An 18,199-nucleotide genomic window follows, 5' to 3' on the forward strand; every position below is an offset into this window, starting at 1 on the left:
CGCCGCGCCTTCGGCGCGGCTCGGCGGGAACGCCGGGCCTCCGGCCCGGCTAGGAAATTCGCCACCGCTCCGCGGCGGCTATGCCGTACGGATTTTTGATGCCCCATAACCGCCCCCGCTTCGCGGGGGGCTATAACCAGTGTCTTTGTGAAGGGATCCGCTTCGCGGCTCCAGCCGGCCCTCCGGGCTCGGCCAGCTTGGCCGACGATCCGGGTTCGAATGGAGGCGGAGTTCCTTGCTGGACACAGCCTCTATCATAGACTCCGTCTATGACCAGTGCAAGATACGAATCCTTGCTAACCCATCCAAATCTATTGTGGGGCAACGTATGAAGTTTACATTGACACTCAATCACGTTGCTGTAAAACTCTTTTCGACTAATCAAAACAAGTGACTGTTGAAACTTACTGTAGTACAGCCACTTTGGTCACCAGTGTGTTCTAAGACGTTGCCGCCGAGAGGTTTTGGTCCCATAGGACAACCTCCCGGCGACGGTGAGGGTGGCAATTTCCCCTACTGATCCTCTCGGTGCTGGCGTGGGGCACCCGCACGATCTAGCGGGTGGACAGCCACCAATCCACCAGCTGGGCTCCGAGCTCGCCGGCCACACCGAGAACTACGGCACCCAGGAGGGCGTACACCGTTCTGCGTAGCCACGCCCGCCACGGTGAATCCCCGCCGCCGGGCACCGGCGGGGAGACGTCCGGCTGTGGCTGGGGATCTGCGGGCGGTTCGGTCCGGTCGTGCTGCTGGCCGGTCATCGCCGAGCCTCGATTGCGATCAGCGCGCCCTGGGTGCCTTGCTGCTCGAGGAGCTTGCGGCCCGCGTACTTCAACTTGCGCCGGACCGATTCCCCCCGCTCCGGCGGATACCCGCAATGGCGGGCCGCCTCTTCCCATGTGCGGTGATGGCCATACGCCCAGGCGATTTCGCGGTCCTCGGGGGTGAGGCTGTCCAGCACCGCCATGACCCGCGCGTCCTTGACCGTGCCCAGCCACGTATCCGGCGCCGCCACGCTGTCGGCGAGCGTGCCGCCCATGGTGCCAGCCACCGGCTCGCTCAGATGCCGGATCCGGCCGCCGCGCAGGACCTGGTGCCCCAGCATCTTCAGCACCCGGCGGTGGTTCTTCATGCCCTTGAGCAGCGTTCCTAGTGGATCCGCGGCCACCATCCAGTCGTCATCCAGCAGCGCCGCCGACACCGCTTCGATCACGTCCGGCCCCACCCATTTGACCTTGAGCCATCGCGCCGCGAAGTCGGCCACGACCTTGTCCGCGCGGTCGGCCAGCCGATTCAGCACCGCCCAGCGCGCCTGCCGTGCTGCCCGCAACCCGTTCCCGGCGCCACGGTGTCCTGCGCGGTGCAGAATCTCCCAGTTGCCGAGCAGCTGCACGACCCCGCGAACCCACAGCGGGTCCGGAGCGCCGCCCAGTTCGACGCCCTTGAGCGCGTCGGCTACCGCTGCGCTCATGATCGCGGCCTGCCGTGTCGTCCCGGGGCCGCACAGCATCCGCGAGATCTCCGCGACCTCTGACGCGACGCCCAGATCGATTCGCGGCAGGACCGCATTCACCCACGCCGCTGTGGGCTCCGCCGCCGCTCGGTCGGCCAGCGCACGCAACGCCGTTTCCGCGATCGCCATGCTCGCCAGCGCGCCGGCCGTCCGCAATGACAGCACCGGCTGTTTGAGAACCTCCACTTGCATCGACTTCACCGAGGTCCGATCCCTCCTGCGCTCGTAGTGGGACCGCCTGTCCGGCGGCCCTATCTATAGGCGGCCCGGAGGGGCAAACCGGCGAACGATATTGTGTGGCCTGCATCACATTCAGCCAGCTTGTGCGGTCGGATTGCATTTCGGGCAGCGCCGAACCGTGGTGCTATCCGGGGAGATTGCGATCCACCCGGGGATCTTGGGATCGACACACGTGCCGCACGGTGTCCGGCTCGAGCTGCTGGTGCCTCTAGCTGCCCTTGTCCGGGGCGCGCGCGGCCGGATGTCGCGCAGCACGTCGACCAGGCGACCGATCGGCTTGCGGACCGTGGGCGCGTTGCACTCCATCTCCAGGTACTCCGTCAGCGCTTCGGCGGTCCAGGTGATCAGCAGATTGTCGACCCGTGCCGCATATCGGGCCACGGTGGATTCCGTGATCGGGTGCCGCAGCCCCAGGCCGCGCAGCAGCCGCGCGCCGGGGGTGTCGGGGGGCGGAACGCACGGCACCTGATCTGTTTTCTTCATCTTGGTCTTCTTTGTGGTCAGGTCCACCTCGGTAGGTTCGACCAACGTGGGGGAACCTGACGCAGGGTGCGACCTGGGTGTTTCCTCCGTCTCGGTGCCGAGGCCCGGGGAGGAGTGGCGCCGGGCGGGGTCGAGTACCACCGCGAGACGAGGAGGTTCCGGGATGTCGGTGATCTCGTACCCGTAGGGGCCGAGATGCCCTTTGGCGTCCCGCACGCGGGGCAACCGCCGGACGTAACCGTGCAATTCGAGCTCCTTCAGCGCGCTGCGCACGGCGGTGACGCCGTCGGCGCAGTTGCGGGCCAGCCCATCGAGGGTGATACGGAACCCCTCGGTGTGGGAGGCCATCTGCACGAACAGGCCCTTGGCGGCGTTGCTGAGGTTCTTGTCGCGGGCGAGCTTGTTACTGATCATGGTGAACTCCTTCGTTGCCATCCGGCGGCGCAGCAGGCCACCACCGCCGTCTCCGGGCTGGGCCGGCAGGGCGGCCTCCCCGGCGGCCGTGCGGTGTGCCGTTCCGCTGGTCATGAGCGCTCGTAGCGCAGGGTGATGGACTTCGGGCGGCGGCGCCAGCATTCCTGCGCCAGGTGCCCGGCTTTGCAGGCGAGGAAGGCCAGGGCGGCACCGCTCAGCGCCCAGTGGACTGGTTGGTGAGGAGCGTCCGGGTACCAGCGCTCGGCGAGCGCGGCGGCAGCCATGACCGTGCCGGCACTCGCTTGCAGGTGGAGCCTGATCCGGCGGCGCGGACCGAACCGGAGAGACAGATCGCAGTGGTGGTTACTGCTCATCGGAATCGCAAATCTTCCTTGATCGCGGCGATGCCACATCCGATATCGGCTATCGGATCGCGGACCGCTCAGGGGCGGGGGAAGTGTGACCGACGCTTTCGCGTGGGGAATTTCTTCGAGCACTACCGGGAGCCGTTGCATGGAGAGTGGCAAGTTCTCCATCGACTCCCTTTTCATAACAGCACCATATGAACGCTTCTGTGGCAAGACCCTTTTCGCCATGTAATAGCGCTCGAATTTCGGGCCGCAGAACGGCTCCGACCTCCTCTTTCGCTTGGACATACCCCTCGGTGTCCATTTATCTCAAGGAGTCCAATTGGCGAAATGGACAGATTCGACCAGAGGCGGACCCGATTGTCCAAATGGACGAAGTTTTTCGTCCATTTCCAGATGTCCACCGGCGGCTACTATTTCTCAAGCACATCGTCCAAGCGTCGTGAGCTGGGGATATGGACAGTTGGACGGCCAAGCGGCGCACCCGTAGGACAGTCATGCGAAATGGACAGGGGGTAGACCGCCTATTGGCAGGCGTGCTTAAATCCTTTCGAGCGATTTCGCCGCGCATCGACGCGACTCCGTCGCTCACCCCGGGCTCATCGCAAATTGGAAGTGTGACCGAGAATCGGGGCGAACCGGTGGACCTCCCGACGGCAAACGGCGGGTCCACCTACGACATTCGAAAGACCGGCAGATGGAAACCGCAGGCACCTGGAAGTTGCCGAACCGACCGGATAGTCCGCAGATGATAAAGCCGACAATTTCGAAATCACCGCATAGCCCGCTCCGGCGTTCTTCCGTTACCGGTGCCCTGCTGACGGTTATATGCCAGGCGATCACCTGGCTTCTCCGAAGAGAGACAGCCGGCGCTTTCGCTGCTGCGGCCACCGACGGCGGGTCGCGCACAGGTTCACAGGCGGGAGCGCACGACGGCCCGCTGCGCGCAGGCCCCCGCCGCACCCGCCGCGGGCGGTCAGCGGAAGAAGAGCCGTTTGAACCGCCGGAGCGGCGGGCGAGTCTGGTCGATCCAGCACAACACGTCACCAGCGGCCACGGTCTGTCCCGGAGTCGCGGCGATCGTGGTGATCGTGCCCGCGAGGTGGGCCCGGAGGATGATGGCACCGCGGGTGAACGTCGATATCACCAGCAGCTTCTCGTTGATGGACACCTTGTCACCGGGCTTTTTGGACCAGGAGATCACCCGGCCCTCCGCGAGAACGTCCGGCGCCCGGACCGCCGTCCCCACCGCGGCGGGGTCCTTGGCCGGTCCCGGGTCATCGTCGGCGACGGGACGCGGTGCCGATATCTTGTCGGTGACCTGCTTGACCGTGTGCTCCATCATCGCCACCGTCTCGGCGGCTCTCACCGGATCACCGTCCAGCACCGGGAACTCCGTGGCGGGTCCCCGTACGCGCGCGCCGGGCAGGTCGGGGATGACGATCCGCACATCGTCGCCCCTCACATCGGTGACGTCCAGGGTCGCCGAGTCGTCACGGGGCCGCCCGGCGCGGCGGACAGCGATGTCGCTGTCTCCGGTCAGCACGGCCATCGCCAATCGGCCATCAGTCCGGCGGAACATGACGTCGCCGCCGCCGGCGTAAAGCCCGACCTCTCCGCTGCCGTGGGTGAACACGATGTCGCCTACCTGCACGGCCAGGTCCTTGAGCGGTCCGCCGAGCAGCGGGGTTGCGAAAGCGAACGCGGGCAGTGTGTAACCTGCGGCCTCGAACGCCGCGCGGACAAGATCGATTTGCGAGCCGTCGAATGTCGCGTGCGGCGACATTCGTTCGAGTTGCGCGAGCGCGAAACGCCCAGGCGAGTGACCTGTGTCCGTGACGAGGTCGAGGAACTGCCCTGCCAGCTTGTCCAGGCCTCGGTCGAGCCTCGCGGGCAGCGCACAGTCGACTCGGTTCAGCGGCTCCGAGGGCCAGTCCAGGCGCTGTCCGCAATACGGGAAGTGCTCGTTGCTGAAGCGCTGGAACTGCATCACCGGCACCGGCAGGATCTCGGTGCCGAGCACGCTGGCGGTCAGGATGTTGCCCGCGCCGTCGTACAGCCCGGTGTCCTGCCCGCTGTGCAGCATGACGATGTCGCCCGGTCGCAGGTCACTGACGTGTATCAACGCACCGAGTTCGCACTGCTTATGACTGTCGGTGGGCACATCGATACCGCAGCCGAAGTAATAGGCCGAGCTGACGAGCTCCGCGCCGGTGTATTTGCCCACCTGCTTGCCGCCCCGGGGGCGCAGCTGGGCCGCCGCCTTCAGGGCCAGCTGTCCCGGTGCCGGAATCGTGATCCCGCAGTCGACCGCGTTCCATTCGACCGCAGGACGACGCCGCGGCAGTGGCGGTGGTGGTGGTTGCTTCTGGTAACGATCCCACCGCAGTTTGAGTATCTCGCAGCGGCGGACCAGAACCGAGATGTGTCCGGGGTCGATCATGAAGATCCGCAGGAACTTCGTGTACGGCTCCGACTCCGGCACGTTCTTATAACTGCCAGCCCCGCAGTAGTTGGAGACCGTGCTCTTGTTGATGCCGGCCCTGGTGGCCGCATGGCGGCGGGTAAACCCCGACGACGCCAGCAACCAGGCATTGAAGGCCAGAAGTTCATCACGCACCGCGGCGGGGTTGTCGGTGTGGACGTTGAGCATGAGCCGGGAGCCGATCTCGGCGGCTGTCGGCGGCACGCGGAGCCCCCGCCCCGCACGCGGCTGCTCGAGGCGCGGCCCGACACGGTCGTCGCCCATTATCGGATCACCCTGATCAGGCGGCCCCCGATCAGGCCACGATGGGACATCCCGCCGGTCAGAGCCGGTGAGCCGAACAAACTGCGGCTTTCGCGCGACAGCGCAGCAACCATGACGAATGCAGGGCCGGGCACGTTCCTATTCCTCCACGGCAACTCAGGAGTTCGCAGGCCGCAGATGGTCGGCTCCCGACTCGACACTCCCCGGTCCGGCCCTCACCAGACATCTTCACGTGGAGTTCAGAGCCAACTCGCTCCCATGCCTCGTGAGCACCCCCCAGTCATCAGGCGCAGCCCCGACTCGGCACTCCTCCGGCACGCAAGCGATCAGCTATCTGCGCGCGGCCGACGGCTGCACCGACGGCTCCTCTAGTGTCACATCCCACACACGAGCCCCTCTACCCCCGGAAATCGGCCAAAACACCCAGCCTGAAACGCGTTCCACCTCCAGCGCGCGTCTGACCACAGGCAACGCCAGGGGGCCCGAAACGTCCGTATGCGTAATCCCCTCAAACAATTCCCCCCGGCCGGACAGAACCGCCGAAGTGCCTACGGCCGGGCGGTATCGAGCATGCGCACGCCGGAGTTGTAGGCGTGGCCACGCGGACCAGAATGACTCACACAGCGCGTTCGCGAGGGCATCTACTTCGCGGGCGTCCTCGGTATCCCTGACCTGCCGGGCACCGGCGCCAAGGGGACCCGGCCAGGTCCACCGCCGGCGCGCCCGTGGCTCCTACTGCTGGGGGGACCAGGCCCTCCACTCTCCCGTCGGCTCCCCCCGTGCCGCTCAGACGGGCGGGTGCTCCCCGCGTCGCCCGCGGCTTTACAGGAATACCTACAGGAATAGCCATCCCGGTAGTGGAGCGGGCCGGACCGTATAGGTGAAGCCGTCGACCACCGAGCCCGGCCCTGTCGCAGGGCCCTAGCCCTCGCTCAGCTGAATAGCGACTCCACCAGCTGCGAACCAGCCTGGCCGGCCGCCCCCAGCACGAACGCCCCCGCGGCCGCGGCCACCGTCCTGACGACCCACGTGATCCAGCGCGGACGCCCCGGCCCGCCGGACCCCGAGGACTCATTTCCCCACCGACGGGGTGCAGGTCCACGGTCATCGCGCGCCGTCCTCACGCGAACCGAGGCGTTCCTGCCGCAGCTGGTCAACCTTCTGCCCCACCCGCTTGATCTTGCGGCGCACCGCCTCCCCCGCCGCCGGCGGGAAGCCGCAATGCCGGGCCGCTTCCTCCCACGTGCGGTATTCGCTGTGCGCATACGCAATCCGGCGCTCCTCGGGCTCGAGCCGATTGAGCACCTCCACCACCCGCGAGTCCTCGTACCCGTCGATCCGGGCGTCCTGCCCGAACACCAGGAAGTCCCCCACCGTGGTCGAATCGTCGCCGTCGCCCAGCGGCTCGGACAGATACAGCACCCGCCCACCCCGCAGCTTCTGCTTGAACAGCGGCTTCTGCACCCGGTGGTGGTCCTCGGTCAGGCCCTTGAGCGTATCCAGCGACGCCAGCGGATCATCGCCGCCGAGCCATTGATCATCGAGCAGGGCAGCCGCGACCGCCTCAACCACATAGGCTTTCGCCTTCGCGTATCCCAGCCAGTGCACCGCGAAGTCGGCCACTACGGCATCGGCTTCGGCACCAAGGAAGTTCAGTACCGCGGCACGTGCCCGGCGCGCTGCTCGCAGTCCACGCGCGGCGCGGCGGTGCCCGGCCTTGCGCAGTATCTCCCAGGATCCGAGCAGGCCCACGATCTCCTCGTGCACGCTCCGCGGAAACCAATCCCAGGTCCGAAGGCCCGGCAGCAGATCCAGCGGCGCCAGCTGACGCGCGACGTTCGCGACCTGCCACACCGCACCCAGATCGATCCGCGGCACCATCACATCCAACGACCGCGATGACGCCAACCCCGTCACCACATCGACCACTGGGTAGTCGGCCACCGGGAACCGGAAGTCCTCTAGCCTCGGGAGCGCCGCCGGCACCACCATCTCCGACCGCAACATCCCCGCCATGTCCCAGGCCGCGGCCGCCACCGGCGCCAAATCCTTCACCAGCCGCTGGGACTGCAACTCCAAGGACTCCAGGCTCGCGGTCACCACCGTCGGCGGTGGCGTCCAGGTCGCGAACGCGCGATCCAGCGAGGCGACCGCCGACCGCTGGAACACACTCCGCACCGTGTTCGCCGCCGGCTGATGCAGGCGCACCGCCTGCTCGAGCAACGCGGCCGGCGAATTGTTCAACCCCACCGACTTGATCGCGAAATCGAACGTGCCCGGCGGCAACGCCCGCCTGGCCTGCTCAGCACTGATCGACGCCCAGCCCTCGTCGTCCTCGTCCCCGCCGCTACCCGCCTCAGCGGCCGGCAACTCCTGCACATCATGATCCGAATCCGACCCGGACGAACCCGGCCCGGTCGAACCGGTAGACAACTCCACCATCGAAGTACGTAAACCTCTCAGTCGATCTGGTGGGCTCACCGGTTGGCGGCCCTACCTATAGGCGACTGAGAAGCGAAAAACAGCAATCGAATTTCTGTGATCCCCATCACATGCGCCACATGCCCTCTGCGCCGGGGCGGCACCACCCGGCCGCGCGGGCAAATCCCGAAAATCCTCTCCCTCGAATTATCGCACCCGGGGTGACACGACATGTCGCACAACGACACGCAGACCCACCCCTCACCAGCAGAGATACCGGGATGCCGTCGACGAACCCGCTCCGGATGACACCATCCGGCACCATTCCATGGGGCGCAGGTAGATGGCATAGAGCAAATGACCGAAAGGCCGGAAATTGCTGCGCGCCGGTGGCAGCATCACGATCGTGAGCTTTACCGGCAACCCGCCAGATATCGAGACTCGGGAACGAATCGTCCAGCTTCCAGATCATCCCGGCGTCGAATACTCGGTGACCCTGGTCCGCCCGATAGGGCACGGAGTCCAGGCATGGATGCTGGCGGAGGTGACCGTCCGCTCGACCGGCAACCCGATCACCACCGAGGACTTCCCCGCAGTCGAGCAACTGGTCCAGGCCGCACTCTACGAACACCCCGCCCGCATGACCCAGACCCCCGCCGACAGCACACAGGACCTGGACTGGCTGCCCGACAGATACCGCCGAGCGCTATACCTGCGCGGCGTGCTCACCACAGAAGAAGTCCTAGCACTGTCGGACCAGCAACTCCTCGACATCGACGGCATCGGGAAGCACGGCGTCGAAGCCATCAAAGCCGCGTTCCAACGCCTCGTGAGTTAGATCGGATGCCGAAATGCTGTCCAATGAAGGTCGCGAGCACCTGGATATCGGCCGGAGCTTGATCGCTGGCTTCAACGAAGGACTGGCCCAGGAAAAACTCGAACTAAAGAGCCGATCTCGAGACGCGTTCATCAATGCCGGTGTGGTTCTGGCTCTGGCCGTTCACACGCACCAGCTCGGCGCGATGATTCTCGATCTTCTCGAGCGCGAGACCCCGGTGGTCCTGGTCCTGCCCAACCTGCGGACCTGCTACGAAGCAGCCCTCACCGCGCATTGGGTCGCTCAATCCACCGACGCAGCCGCCGCACTGCTCAACGAGGACCTGCGACAACGGCGCAACCTACAGCGAACCCTGCGGGAATCGGCCTCATTGCAGAACTTCGCCGACCGCGTAGCACACGCCGACGATCCGGTCCTGCCCAACACCACGGCCTCCCAGGCGCAGGCCAAAAGCATCGAGCAGATGTTCAAGGACTTCGACGGCGCCGCCGGCCGCGACGCATACGCCTACTACCGCTTACTGTGCGGCTACAGCCACGCACGGGGCACACTCATCGACCAATACCTCGTAGAAACCGATGAGAGCACTACGGCTCCCGTGGCGCTCTGTTTGGAACCGAAAGAACCGATCCCGCCCGGCGCAATAGCCTTCCTGACCGGGTGCTGCCTGATCTGGGCCGGCTCTGCCGTCCGCTACCTAGGAAAGGACAAGCTGCGGCGACGCAAGGAATTGCGCACCGCGGCAAAGCAACTCGGGATCTCCCCCGACATTCAGCTGAGCGATCAAGCCCGACATCGGCAAAAATGACTCGATCACTGTTCGGTGGCTGGCCTGGTATCAGGCGCTATCGAGCTGCGCGGGTGCTGGGAGGACAGCGCAGATCAGCACAGCGCAATAGCGTTTAGTACCAGTCGATGCCGAAGTCTTCGACATCGAGCATGTGCACGCCGGAGTTGTCGCTGTAGGCGTGGCCGAACCACGCCGACCAGGACGACTCGCACAGGGCGTTCGCGGTGGCGTAGTCGTCGGCGGCCAGGGCGTCGAACAGGGCCAGGGCCTCGTCCTGGGACATGTCGATGTCGATTTCGCGGGCACCGCGGTATTCGTCGCTGGTGGAGCCGTGCGCCCGATACTGCACCTGGGCACGCACCTTCAGCCGGGCGCCGGCGATATCGCCCACCCCGGCCCGCTCGCGGGCGTCGTCCAGGCGGGCCTTGCGCAGGGCTTCGCCGGAGGCACCGCGCATGGAGTCGGTGCGCCCGGACTGCCAGCGCCGCACCACGGTCACCGATACCCCCAGATCGTGGGCCAGCGACTGCACCCCGCCGCGGCGTTGCACGAAGGCGCGGCGCTGCACCAGCTCGGCCACGCGCGGATCCGGGATGCGGTTCTCGCGCGCCCACCGGTTGGCCGTCGATGCCGAGCGGGGCATGCCGGCGTCCTTGGCGGCGCGCTGGATGCCTTCGCGGCCGATGGTGGCGCGGGCCTCGGCCACCGCCACGGTGTCGGACATGCTGCGCACCGCGTCCAGGCCCGCCGAATCGGATTGGTCGGCCGCGGATTTCAGGGTGCTGACCGCGTGCGGGTCCACGGTGTAGTGCCAGCCGCCCATCGTGACCGGCTGACCCGCCCCGGCACCGGCGCCCGAGGCGGGGCCGGAGGCCGGGGTGCCGCCCTTGCGGCGCGGTCGCAGCTGCGGCATTACTTGCACACCTCCACATGCGAGGAATCGGCGAACGCGCCCGCGATGGCGGTAGCCACCTGCTCGCGGCCGCGGGCGGCGGCCAGGGCCTCACGGGACTGGTCGGTGAGGGTGCACCAGCGTTCCACCATCAACTGCCCCAGCGCCGGGCCGTGCTTGGGCATCGGGTCGGCGAACATGGCCACGTCCATGCCCGGCGGCACCAGGAAGGTGGCCGCGTCGGTGCGGAACATCTTGGCGTGGCGGCCGGTGCGCTGGTGCGTGTTGCGGGCCTGGCGGCGGATGCGCCAGCGTGCTTCGGCGTGAATGTTGGCCTGCGCCACCGGATTCGAATGCATTGCCCGGTATTGCCCCCATTGCTCGGGCGCATTGGCCAGCGCGCCCTGATAGCCCTGATAGACGCGGTTGGTGAACTTGCGCATGGGCCGGTCCCCGGTCGCCACGAAATGCTTGTAGCCGTCGCCGACCACCGTCTGGAACTTCTTCAGCGCCGGGGCCGAGGCCGGCCACACCCAGCCCTCGGCCACGGCGACGTTCTCTATGCACCAGTCCAGGCCGTAACCGCTGGTCCAGGTCTGGGCCAGGCCCTTCAGGGTCTCGGTGGTCACCGTGAACATCGGATGGACCTCGGGGGCGACCCGTGACTGGTGTCCCCATTCCGGATGCGGCGGCGGCAGCAGCCCGGCGTCGGGCAGTGTGTGCGCCGGAGGCACGCTGATCCCCCACAGCCCGACCGGCCACTTCTCCGGCGGGAGGTCCGAGAACCACAGCGCCTTGTCCAGGTCGGCCATGCTCAGAAGGTCGGGTTCACCGATGGGCAGCGAGACACTGAACGAGCCGAGGAACGAACCGAACTGGTCCACGATCACCAAGCGATCCGACTCGTCCAGCTCGGCGGGGTCGATCGCGTCGACCGCCCACACGGTCGCGGGCTCGAGCTCCCCGCGCGGCGGATACATCACCGGCGGCATCGCCACCGGCCCGGTCAGCACGTGCGAGCGGGCCACCTCGAAGTCGTTGGCCTCGATCTCGTTGTTGCGGCGGGTGCCCTGCCGCCAGATCTTCCCAGCAATCGCGGCGCCGGTGCGGGTCGCGGTCACCGCGGGCAGCACGCCCAGATGCTCCACCACCGCGCACAACCGGCGGCCGAGCTCCACCCGCGCGGCTTCCTCGAGCTCGCGCATCTGCTCGTCGGTGGGCTCGGACTCGGGCATCTCCACCAGACCCCACCCGGCCGCGTCGTCGCCCAAAATGCCGAGGTTCTCCTCCCCCGAGGGAGACGGGGTGGTCCAGGCGTACGGCTCGAGGATCACATCCACCCGGAACTTGCTGGCAGGCTTGCTTTTTCCGGCGGTGCGGGCGCGGCCGCGGCGCTCGTTGGCGTCGATGCGTTCGAGACGGACCCAGGCACCGCCGGTCTCCCAGCCCTCCCGCAGCCGCCAGCCCTTGCGTTCCAGGGCCGTCTGGTCGCGGGCGACAGCTTCGGTGATCCGTTCGCGGCATTGCGCGCGCAGCACATCCATCGAGGTGTCGTCGTCGACTTCGCCCTCATCCACGCGCCAGCCCAGCAGCTCCAGGGCCTCCGCGCCCACGATCCAGACCTGAGCCAGGGTGCCGTCGGTGCGCAGGCCGCCGTTGTCGGCGACGTAGGTCAGCATGCCGCCCAACCGCTCCACACTGTCCAAGGCCGGGCCGATGCGCTTGCCGGACGGGATGAACGTGCCCGCCCAACTGCACACCACCGCACGGTCGTCGGCCGGGGATCGCTGCATCACGTTCACCTCTCCTCGTTGTTGTCGATGGTGGTCGGTACCACCGACAGACGTACACGATCCCCGCCCAGCGGTTCCAGCATGGTGGCGTACAGCTTGCCCTGCGCGTCGCCCAGGGTGTCGTGATCGAAGTCGGCGCGGTCCATTCGGATGTCCTCTCGCTCGGGGGTGGGGCGCGGGTCGCGGGAACGTCGTTGTCCTCCACTCGGCACGTCGGTGTGCCTGTCCGCGCCCCTCGGGGCTGCTGCGGTTAGGCGGCCAGGTAGTGCTCACCGTGGATGCGCAGCCCGCCCGTCACGGGGTCGCGGAATGCGAGCCGGGCCACCAGTTTCCGCAGCGCGGCCTCTCGGACGGCTGCGGCGACGGCGGCGGGGTCGGCGGGCACGAACCCGTCGGCGGCCGGTCCGCCCCCGCCCTGGAGTTGGATCTCGAGCGCGTCGAACAGTTGGGCCACGTGGGCTTTCGCCGCTTCGGCCTTGTCGGACATGACCCAGAAATCGGCCGTGCCGAAGCTGGTGGCGCCCAGTGCCAGGTCCACCACCAGCTCGGTCAGGGCGGTGGCGGAGGCGGTGATGCGTGCCCCGAGGTCCTGGGGGTCGATGTGGTTCGTCATCTCCATGCCTTTCTGGACAACTCGTCGTGTTGGGACTCGGGCCGGGCATGGATGAGATGTCCGGCCGCTCCGCCCCACCGATTTCTATACAGTGGGGCGCTGCAACCCACTGTAACACCTTGGGCCGACACAGGGGGTGGATTGACCCCACTGTGCTTAACTGGTCCCGACTCAGGAGGCTGATGTGAACGCGAATCTGCGGCCGGACGTGCCGCTGGTGGGACCGGCCGGTGCCGTGGAACTGTTGAAAGAGCATGTGCCGCAACGCAAGGTGCCCGCCCTGCTCGCGACCGGACTACTGGGCACCCGCTACCGACACGGCGCAGCGCTGCTGGTCGCCCAGGACAATGTCGAACGCGCCATAGGCCTACCCGAGGTGGACATGGAGCGACTACACGCCCAGATGGGGGCGGTGTTCGTGACGCGCCAGACCTGCCGGACGCCGGTCACCGACGACCCCACACGCCAGTGGCTGGGAGTGGATGTCTTCGCCCCGATGGCCGAGCAGGTGGCCGCCGCCGACCGCTGGTACAGCGTCAGCGAGCAGACTCGCGCCGCCATGCGCGACCGGATCACCACCGACGGATTCGTGCCCCTGGTATCCACCGTGTCGGGCTTGGTCGCACTGTGCTTGGAGATCATCGAAGTGCCCACCAATTCCGGCCAGGTCCGGCTAGGAACCCGTCCCGCCGGCGCTTGGGCGCAGGAAGTCACCGACCGATGGCTACCCACCGGCCCCGGAGGTAACTGGACCTGGGCGTGAGCCCCGGACATACGAGAGCGCCGGCCGGACTCGGGTCCGGCCGGCGCTCTCGAAGGGGTGCAAACCGAGTCGAAGGGTGGGCGACTCGAAGGTCAGGCTACGCCGCAGCGATCGAATCGGTTGGACGCCGGAGGCATTGGCACGAACGGTCAGTTGGTCGGCACCCGGATCTCGGACTGCCCGGCGTCAGCGGGGGCACGGCGGCCAGGAAATCCGCGGTGACCATCCCATGGCCGGGTGCGGAACTCGGTTCAACAGTCATGAGTCCGTCTTGCTCAGATCGAGCTTGCCCACATCGACCTTACGCAGATCCAGCTTGCGCGAGAGCTTCCCGAAGCCACGGTGGAGCAGGCTGCCGAACAGGCTTAGGCCCAGGAGCGGGAGCCGGATGCCCAGCAGCGTGTATACCCCGATCGGGATCAGCATCTTGAGCAAGTTGCCCAAGATCGACAGCGCCAGGCCGTTTTTCGCCAGCGCCAGCACACCCAGCACTGCGAGGACCGCGGCCACGCCGATGCCGGTGATCTCCATGCAGAAACGCACCGCACCGCCCATGCTGGCCTTGTCGCTCAGCACGAGTAGCAGCGCGATCACCGCGCAGATGCCCATGACGCCGAGCAGCACGTGCACGGCCTCACGGGGGATGACGGAACTGGGAGGAGCCTGGCCTGCGGATTCGCAATCATGATGCACCACAGCGGGTTTGGCTGCGGGCGCGGCGGTGCGGATGCCCGCAACCGTCACGGCGGCCGCAGCGAGTTCCGCGGCCTGCTGAGGGTCGAGCTGTGCCATATCGGTTTGTCCCCCGATCATGCGATGGCGACCGATACGGTGCTGCGGTCGTAGGCGCGTTCCCAAGGCACGATCAGATCGGCGCTGCAATCGGCCACGCAACGGTGCCCCGGGACGGTGCGGCAATAGCATCCGCGCACGACGGCGACGAAGAGATCACGCGGCAGCGGTTCGCCGTGCAGCAGGCCGCGGCGGAATCGGGCGTGCAGCGCGGACCGGACCGGAACCCGGCGGCCGGGATGCTGACGGGCCTGCGCGATCACCTTGTCCATGCTGCGGCCGCTGGCGGCCATGAGTCGCTTGACCGCCTCGATGAGCTCTACCACCGAGGACACCTCGGTCAGATCGATCACCGGCGGTGGTGACTTGGTCTCCACCTGCCGCGGCGCCCTGACCGGCGGGACGTAGGCCGGCAGCAGGCGGAAGATTCCCATCCACGTGTCGAAGTCGCGAATCCGAACGCCGCAGCCGACCACGAACGCCTGCACGATCTCCTCACGCAGCACTGTCCGGCCGGGCTGAAGCAGGGCGTGCAGCGCCGATCGGGTACTGGGGAAGTACCCGCGCGCAGCGGCGAGGGCCCGGATGCGCTCGAAGGAGGGTGTTCCGCCCGACTCGCGCAGGTTGCGCAGCGCCCGCTGGAATGTCTCGACGCTCTCAGCATCGGCTTCGGTGGGTTCATACAAGCGGATCCGCGCAACGTCATTGGGTTTGACGTGGTTCGTGAGAAGGGCATTGAGACGGCGGCGGACCATCCGGCGAAACCGTCGGCCTCCTCGTTCCTCGGCCCACACCTCGGCCCACCGCTGCCGCCACAGGTCCTTCGTTTCCGGTGCTGCGAGCGCGGTCGCAATGGCCATCACCACTTCCTGTGAGAACGGCCACTGTCCGGTTTCCACGCGGTGAATCATGACGTGGGAGTAGTTGATGGCCTTGGCCAGCTGGCGCTGGGTGAGGTCCGCCGACACGCGAAGGCGCCTCAGATCGGCGCCCAACCGCACGCACAGCCGCGGGGCGGGTTGGTCCTCGGCTTCGCCGAAGTCAACGCTCAGCGACAGCTCTCGGATGTAGTGCTGCAATTCGTTTCGCGATGGCGGGGTACCGCTCGGCACCGCCAGCGGGTTGACGCTGTGCGGCAAAAGCGCGTGATTCATGAACGATCTTCCTGTGGATGGCCACCACGAAGTGGCGCGCCTGTGCGGGGGCGGGTGTGGTGCCGTGCGCCATGCCATTCGGGTGATGTCCTCGCGCGTTGCCTCGCGCTAAGGCCGGACGACACAGCCACACTCGCCTCAAGTCTTGATGCTCGTGACGGGTCCTGTCCACCAAAGTGCCATGCCCGCTTGGTACAACTTCGGCGGCGAAAAGCTCAGTGAGCGAACACCTTTCGCGGAGTCCGCGACACGCCCATTCGACAGGGTTGTTAACCGTTCAGCGGCTCTTGGAACAACTGGCACACGCTGTCAGTGAAGAGACATTGCACCAGGCTGCGCCCATCGGACACGGCCTGTACGCCGTATTACTGTTTCGTTTTCGGATCGACGGCCCGTCCTGCACCGTCCTGTCTGTCCCTGCACCATGGAGCCGGACAGTGATACTGGGTGCAGGTTCGATTGGGTTACATATGCAACCCAACGGGCTTCGCCACCGGCCCTCATCGGCCCGGCGGCTCGGAATCTTCCTCCTGTGCGGGGGCGGGATTCCCGAAGGTTCGGCCCTTCGCGTTTGCCTGCGCGACCGGGCCGGACCTTCTCCTCTACCTGGACCAGGTGGTGGATGAGGTGATCGCCGCCCGCGACCGCGACGGCACCGGCGGCGGGCATGCCGACATGCTGGAGTTGATGCTGACCGCGACCGATCCGGCCACCGGCGGGCGGCTGGATCGGCGGGCGGTGCGCGCCGAATGCCCGACATTCCTGGTCGCTGGGCACGAAACCTCATCGGGGGCAACGGCTTTCGAGCTGTGGGAGCTGGCGCGTCATCCAGAGATCGCCGAGCGGGTGCGTGCCGAGATCGCGGCGCGCTGCCCCGATTCGGTGGGCGGGCCGCTGCGGTTGGAGTTCGAGGACGTGGCGCGGCTGCGGTATCTGCGCCGCGTGGTCGATGAGGTGCTGCGGCTGCACCCGGTGGCGCCCGGCTTTTTCCGCCGCCCACGTTTCTGCTGCTTGGAAACTGCCGCGGTATCCACCGTTGCGGCACGGCGACACCGCCCGAGGATGCGCACCGAAATCGGTCACCGCACTGCTTGGCAGCTGTGTGCGGCGTGGTGGCGGTCGGGGGAGGCTGGCGCCCTCACAGCGCCAGCACCAAGGGCGTGGCCTGGCGGATACACCCACCCCGCCAAATGGCGGCAGCCAGACCACGCCCGCAACTTCCCCCCTGCCGGACAACACCGTCAATCCAAACGACACCGAGCGCCTTCAGCTTGGCGATAGGGCTCCAGGCCGCAAACGTGCCGCAACCCTCGGCACGCGGAACCCAGTTCACCGCAGCGCTGGCGCACATCGCGCACGAATTCGACCTGGCGCCCGAGCCCGGCCACAGGCTCAAGGTGGCCGAGCAGATCAGCCTGGAATCGCACGGACTTCGACTGCACGTGACCCCGAGAGATCAGGTCGGGAAGTAGCGTTTCCGCGCTGAGGCGCCACGGTAGGCACGAACAGCGCGGCCCACGAAGGCTCGAAATCGCCTTCACTTCTACAGATTCCGGAAATACCCGCGAGTAACGCGACCCGATTATCTCAAGTAATTAGCCAATATCATTGCCGCACAGACGTTATCGCAGGTCAGAGGCGTTAGCAACTATAGCGAAACGGCGCTGATTCCTAGCAGGTTTTCACATACGTACGAGCTACTCACTTGACGAAAAGCGCGCTAGGTTTCGTGTCAGGCCGAACAAAAGTCCGCCCCCGGTCTGCTGGAACAGCCGGAGGCGGAGCGAGCCCACCTTCCCCGTGCATTCGTAGAAAGAGGTCTCGGCAATGACTGTAGTACTGCCGAATGGTCCACCGCTGCCCCCTGAGCCCGCCAACTGGTCGGGCCAGGCGCTCAGCCAAGCAGTGCGAGCGTCGACATGACCGCGCCGACCGGACCGTGGCTGCCTCTGCGGGCGCTGGTATTCCTGTGCGTGATGGTGGCCGCCGGCCTCACCGCTGGGCTGCTCGGCTACTGGGACATTCCCGACGCCGCGACCGCCACCCTCACAGGGATCATTTGCGCAGGTACCACGCTGATGTGGGTGATCACCGTGAACTGGCCCAATCTGCTCAGCATCCGCGGGGCCGTTCTCGTGGTGGTCGCGGTCTTCCTCGGGGTGGGGCTCGGCGTCCTGACCGTCATGGTGGTCCACGCATTGGGCGCGGGGATTGCCGCAGGCCTCTCCGTCTTCGGTAGTGCGTTAGTGGGCTTGGAAAAGATCGTCTATTAGATCGCCTGTGGTGCCACCCTCGCGCACATTCTGGCATCTGGTGCGCGGTCCGACGGAAAGCGCCGACCGGAACCATCCGCAGATCCCGGCCGGTGCTGCACCC

General features: G+C 66.8%; 18 protein-coding genes. 6 read left to right on the plus strand and 12 right to left on the minus strand.

What is annotated here, in order from left to right; all coding sequences use genetic code 11:
- Positions 1-554: 554 nt before the first annotated feature.
- The 6 genes from ACFVIV_RS33025 to ACFVIV_RS33050 form a co-directional block, all read right to left on the minus strand.
- The gene (locus ACFVIV_RS33025) at positions 555-761 is read right to left on the minus strand and encodes a hypothetical protein (protein ID WP_379203197.1); all 207 of its coding nucleotides are present in this window, start codon (positions 759-761) and stop codon (positions 555-557) included.
- The gene (locus ACFVIV_RS33030; protein WP_379203198.1) at positions 758-1,714 is read right to left on the minus strand and encodes a hypothetical protein; all 957 of its coding nucleotides are present in this window, start codon (positions 1,712-1,714) and stop codon (positions 758-760) included. The genes ACFVIV_RS33025 and ACFVIV_RS33030 overlap by 4 nt, the downstream gene beginning before the upstream one ends.
- 111 nt (positions 1,715-1,825) lie before the next feature.
- A complete protein-coding gene (locus tag ACFVIV_RS33035; protein WP_379203200.1) occupies positions 1,826-2,764 on the minus strand; it encodes a helix-turn-helix domain-containing protein in 939 nt (312 codons plus the stop codon).
- Positions 2,761-3,024 (minus strand): hypothetical protein, encoded by a 264-nt coding sequence (locus tag ACFVIV_RS33040; RefSeq protein WP_379203202.1) that lies wholly within the window; start codon positions 3,022-3,024, stop codon positions 2,761-2,763. Before ACFVIV_RS33040 ends, ACFVIV_RS33035 begins: the two co-directional genes overlap by 4 nt.
- A gap of 970 nt (positions 3,025-3,994) precedes the next feature.
- Complete coding sequence (locus ACFVIV_RS33045; RefSeq protein ID WP_379203204.1) at positions 3,995-5,767, minus strand: biotin/lipoyl-containing protein; 1,773 nt, start codon at positions 5,765-5,767, stop codon at positions 3,995-3,997.
- A 1,104-nt stretch (positions 5,768-6,871) separates the two neighbouring features.
- The gene (locus ACFVIV_RS33050; protein WP_379203206.1) at positions 6,872-8,209 is read right to left on the minus strand and encodes a hypothetical protein; all 1,338 of its coding nucleotides are present in this window, start codon (positions 8,207-8,209) and stop codon (positions 6,872-6,874) included.
- Positions 8,210-8,594: 385 nt separating this feature from the next.
- Here ACFVIV_RS33050 and ACFVIV_RS33055 point away from each other — a divergent pair, with 385 nt between their 5' ends.
- Both ACFVIV_RS33055 and ACFVIV_RS33060 read left to right on the plus strand, forming a co-directional pair.
- A complete protein-coding gene (locus ACFVIV_RS33055) occupies positions 8,595-9,026 on the plus strand; it encodes a hypothetical protein (protein ID WP_379203207.1) in 432 nt (143 codons plus the stop codon).
- 13 nt (positions 9,027-9,039) lie between these two features.
- Positions 9,040-9,834 (plus strand): DUF5677 domain-containing protein, encoded by a 795-nt coding sequence (locus ACFVIV_RS33060; protein WP_379203208.1) that lies wholly within the window; start codon positions 9,040-9,042, stop codon positions 9,832-9,834.
- Positions 9,835-9,928: 94 nt separating this feature from the next.
- Here ACFVIV_RS33060 and ACFVIV_RS33065 read toward each other — a convergent pair whose 3' ends face one another.
- The 4 genes from ACFVIV_RS33065 to ACFVIV_RS33080 all read right to left on the minus strand — a co-directional run bounded on the left by ACFVIV_RS33065 (position 9,929) and on the right by ACFVIV_RS33080 (position 13,114).
- Positions 9,929-10,729: a hypothetical protein gene (locus ACFVIV_RS33065; RefSeq protein ID WP_379203209.1), complete on the minus strand. Its 801-nt coding sequence runs from the start codon at positions 10,727-10,729 to the stop codon at positions 9,929-9,931.
- Complete coding sequence (locus ACFVIV_RS33070) at positions 10,729-12,501, minus strand: hypothetical protein (RefSeq protein ID WP_379203210.1); 1,773 nt, start codon at positions 12,499-12,501, stop codon at positions 10,729-10,731. The genes ACFVIV_RS33065 and ACFVIV_RS33070 overlap by 1 nt, the downstream gene beginning before the upstream one ends.
- A 5-nt stretch (positions 12,502-12,506) precedes the next feature.
- The gene (locus tag ACFVIV_RS33075; protein ID WP_379203212.1) at positions 12,507-12,647 is read right to left on the minus strand and encodes a hypothetical protein; all 141 of its coding nucleotides are present in this window, start codon (positions 12,645-12,647) and stop codon (positions 12,507-12,509) included.
- A 104-nt stretch (positions 12,648-12,751) separates the two neighbouring features.
- Positions 12,752-13,114 carry a hypothetical protein gene (locus ACFVIV_RS33080; RefSeq protein WP_379203214.1) on the minus strand — a complete coding sequence of 121 codons (363 nt, stop codon included), beginning with the start codon at positions 13,112-13,114 and terminating at the stop codon, positions 12,752-12,754.
- 184 nt (positions 13,115-13,298) lie between these two features.
- On the opposite strand from ACFVIV_RS33080, the gene ACFVIV_RS33085 reads away from it, so the two are divergent.
- On the plus strand, positions 13,299-13,877 hold the full coding sequence (locus ACFVIV_RS33085) for a hypothetical protein (protein WP_379203216.1): 579 nt from the start codon (positions 13,299-13,301) through the stop codon (positions 13,875-13,877).
- A gap of 258 nt (positions 13,878-14,135) precedes the next feature.
- On the opposite strand, the gene ACFVIV_RS33090 is transcribed toward ACFVIV_RS33085, so the two are convergent.
- Both ACFVIV_RS33090 and ACFVIV_RS33095 read right to left on the minus strand, forming a co-directional pair.
- Complete coding sequence (locus tag ACFVIV_RS33090) at positions 14,136-14,669, minus strand: hypothetical protein (protein WP_379203218.1); 534 nt, start codon at positions 14,667-14,669, stop codon at positions 14,136-14,138.
- Between the two features lie 17 nt (positions 14,670-14,686).
- Positions 14,687-15,823, minus strand: coding sequence for a helix-turn-helix domain-containing protein (locus ACFVIV_RS33095; RefSeq protein WP_379203220.1), 1,137 nt, complete (start codon positions 15,821-15,823; stop codon positions 14,687-14,689).
- A gap of 615 nt (positions 15,824-16,438) precedes the next feature.
- Here ACFVIV_RS33095 and ACFVIV_RS33100 point away from each other — a divergent pair.
- From ACFVIV_RS33100 to ACFVIV_RS33110, 3 genes are all read left to right on the plus strand, one after another.
- On the plus strand, positions 16,439-17,104 hold the full coding sequence (locus ACFVIV_RS33100) for a cytochrome P450 (protein WP_379203222.1): 666 nt from the start codon (positions 16,439-16,441) through the stop codon (positions 17,102-17,104).
- Between the two features lie 17 nt (positions 17,105-17,121).
- A complete protein-coding gene (locus ACFVIV_RS33105; RefSeq protein WP_379203224.1) occupies positions 17,122-17,295 on the plus strand; it encodes a hypothetical protein in 174 nt (57 codons plus the stop codon).
- A gap of 447 nt (positions 17,296-17,742) precedes the next feature.
- Positions 17,743-18,096 carry a hypothetical protein gene (locus tag ACFVIV_RS33110; protein WP_379203226.1) on the plus strand — a complete coding sequence of 118 codons (354 nt, stop codon included), beginning with the start codon at positions 17,743-17,745 and terminating at the stop codon, positions 18,094-18,096.
- Positions 18,097-18,199 lie beyond the last annotated feature (103 nt).

This window comes from Nocardia sp. NPDC127526, assembly GCF_042672265.1.
Taxonomy (GTDB): Bacteria; Actinomycetota; Actinomycetes; order Mycobacteriales; family Mycobacteriaceae; genus Nocardia.

Bases quoted from the DNA above. Each gene is read 5' to 3' on its own strand.
- ACFVIV_RS33025 (WP_379203197.1), bottom strand. From the start codon at position 761: ATGACCGGCCAGCAGCACGACCGGACCGAACCGCCCGCAGATCCCCAG.
- ACFVIV_RS33035 (WP_379203200.1), bottom strand. From the start codon at position 2,764: ATGACCAGCGGAACGGCACACCGCACGGCCGCCGGGGAGGCCGCCCTG.
- ACFVIV_RS33040 (WP_379203202.1), bottom strand. From the start codon at position 3,024: ATGAGCAGTAACCACCACTGCGATCTGTCTCTCCGGTTCGGTCCGCGC.
- ACFVIV_RS33045 (WP_379203204.1), bottom strand. From the start codon at position 5,767: ATGGGCGACGACCGTGTCGGGCCGCGCCTCGAGCAGCCGCGTGCGGGG.
- ACFVIV_RS33050 (WP_379203206.1), bottom strand. From the start codon at position 8,209: ATGGTGGAGTTGTCTACCGGTTCGACCGGGCCGGGTTCGTCCGGGTCG.
- ACFVIV_RS33060 (WP_379203208.1), top strand. From the start codon at position 9,040: ATGCTGTCCAATGAAGGTCGCGAGCACCTGGATATCGGCCGGAGCTTG.
- ACFVIV_RS33065 (WP_379203209.1), bottom strand. From the start codon at position 10,729: ATGCCGCAGCTGCGACCGCGCCGCAAGGGCGGCACCCCGGCCTCCGGC.
- ACFVIV_RS33070 (WP_379203210.1), bottom strand. From the start codon at position 12,501: ATGCAGCGATCCCCGGCCGACGACCGTGCGGTGGTGTGCAGTTGGGCG.
- ACFVIV_RS33075 (WP_379203212.1), bottom strand. From the start codon at position 12,647: ATGGACCGCGCCGACTTCGATCACGACACCCTGGGCGACGCGCAGGGC.
- ACFVIV_RS33080 (WP_379203214.1), bottom strand. From the start codon at position 13,114: ATGACGAACCACATCGACCCCCAGGACCTCGGGGCACGCATCACCGCC.
- ACFVIV_RS33090 (WP_379203218.1), bottom strand. From the start codon at position 14,669: ATGGCACAGCTCGACCCTCAGCAGGCCGCGGAACTCGCTGCGGCCGCC.
- ACFVIV_RS33095 (WP_379203220.1), bottom strand. From the start codon at position 15,823: ATGAATCACGCGCTTTTGCCGCACAGCGTCAACCCGCTGGCGGTGCCG.
- ACFVIV_RS33110 (WP_379203226.1), top strand. From the start codon at position 17,743: ATGACCGCGCCGACCGGACCGTGGCTGCCTCTGCGGGCGCTGGTATTC.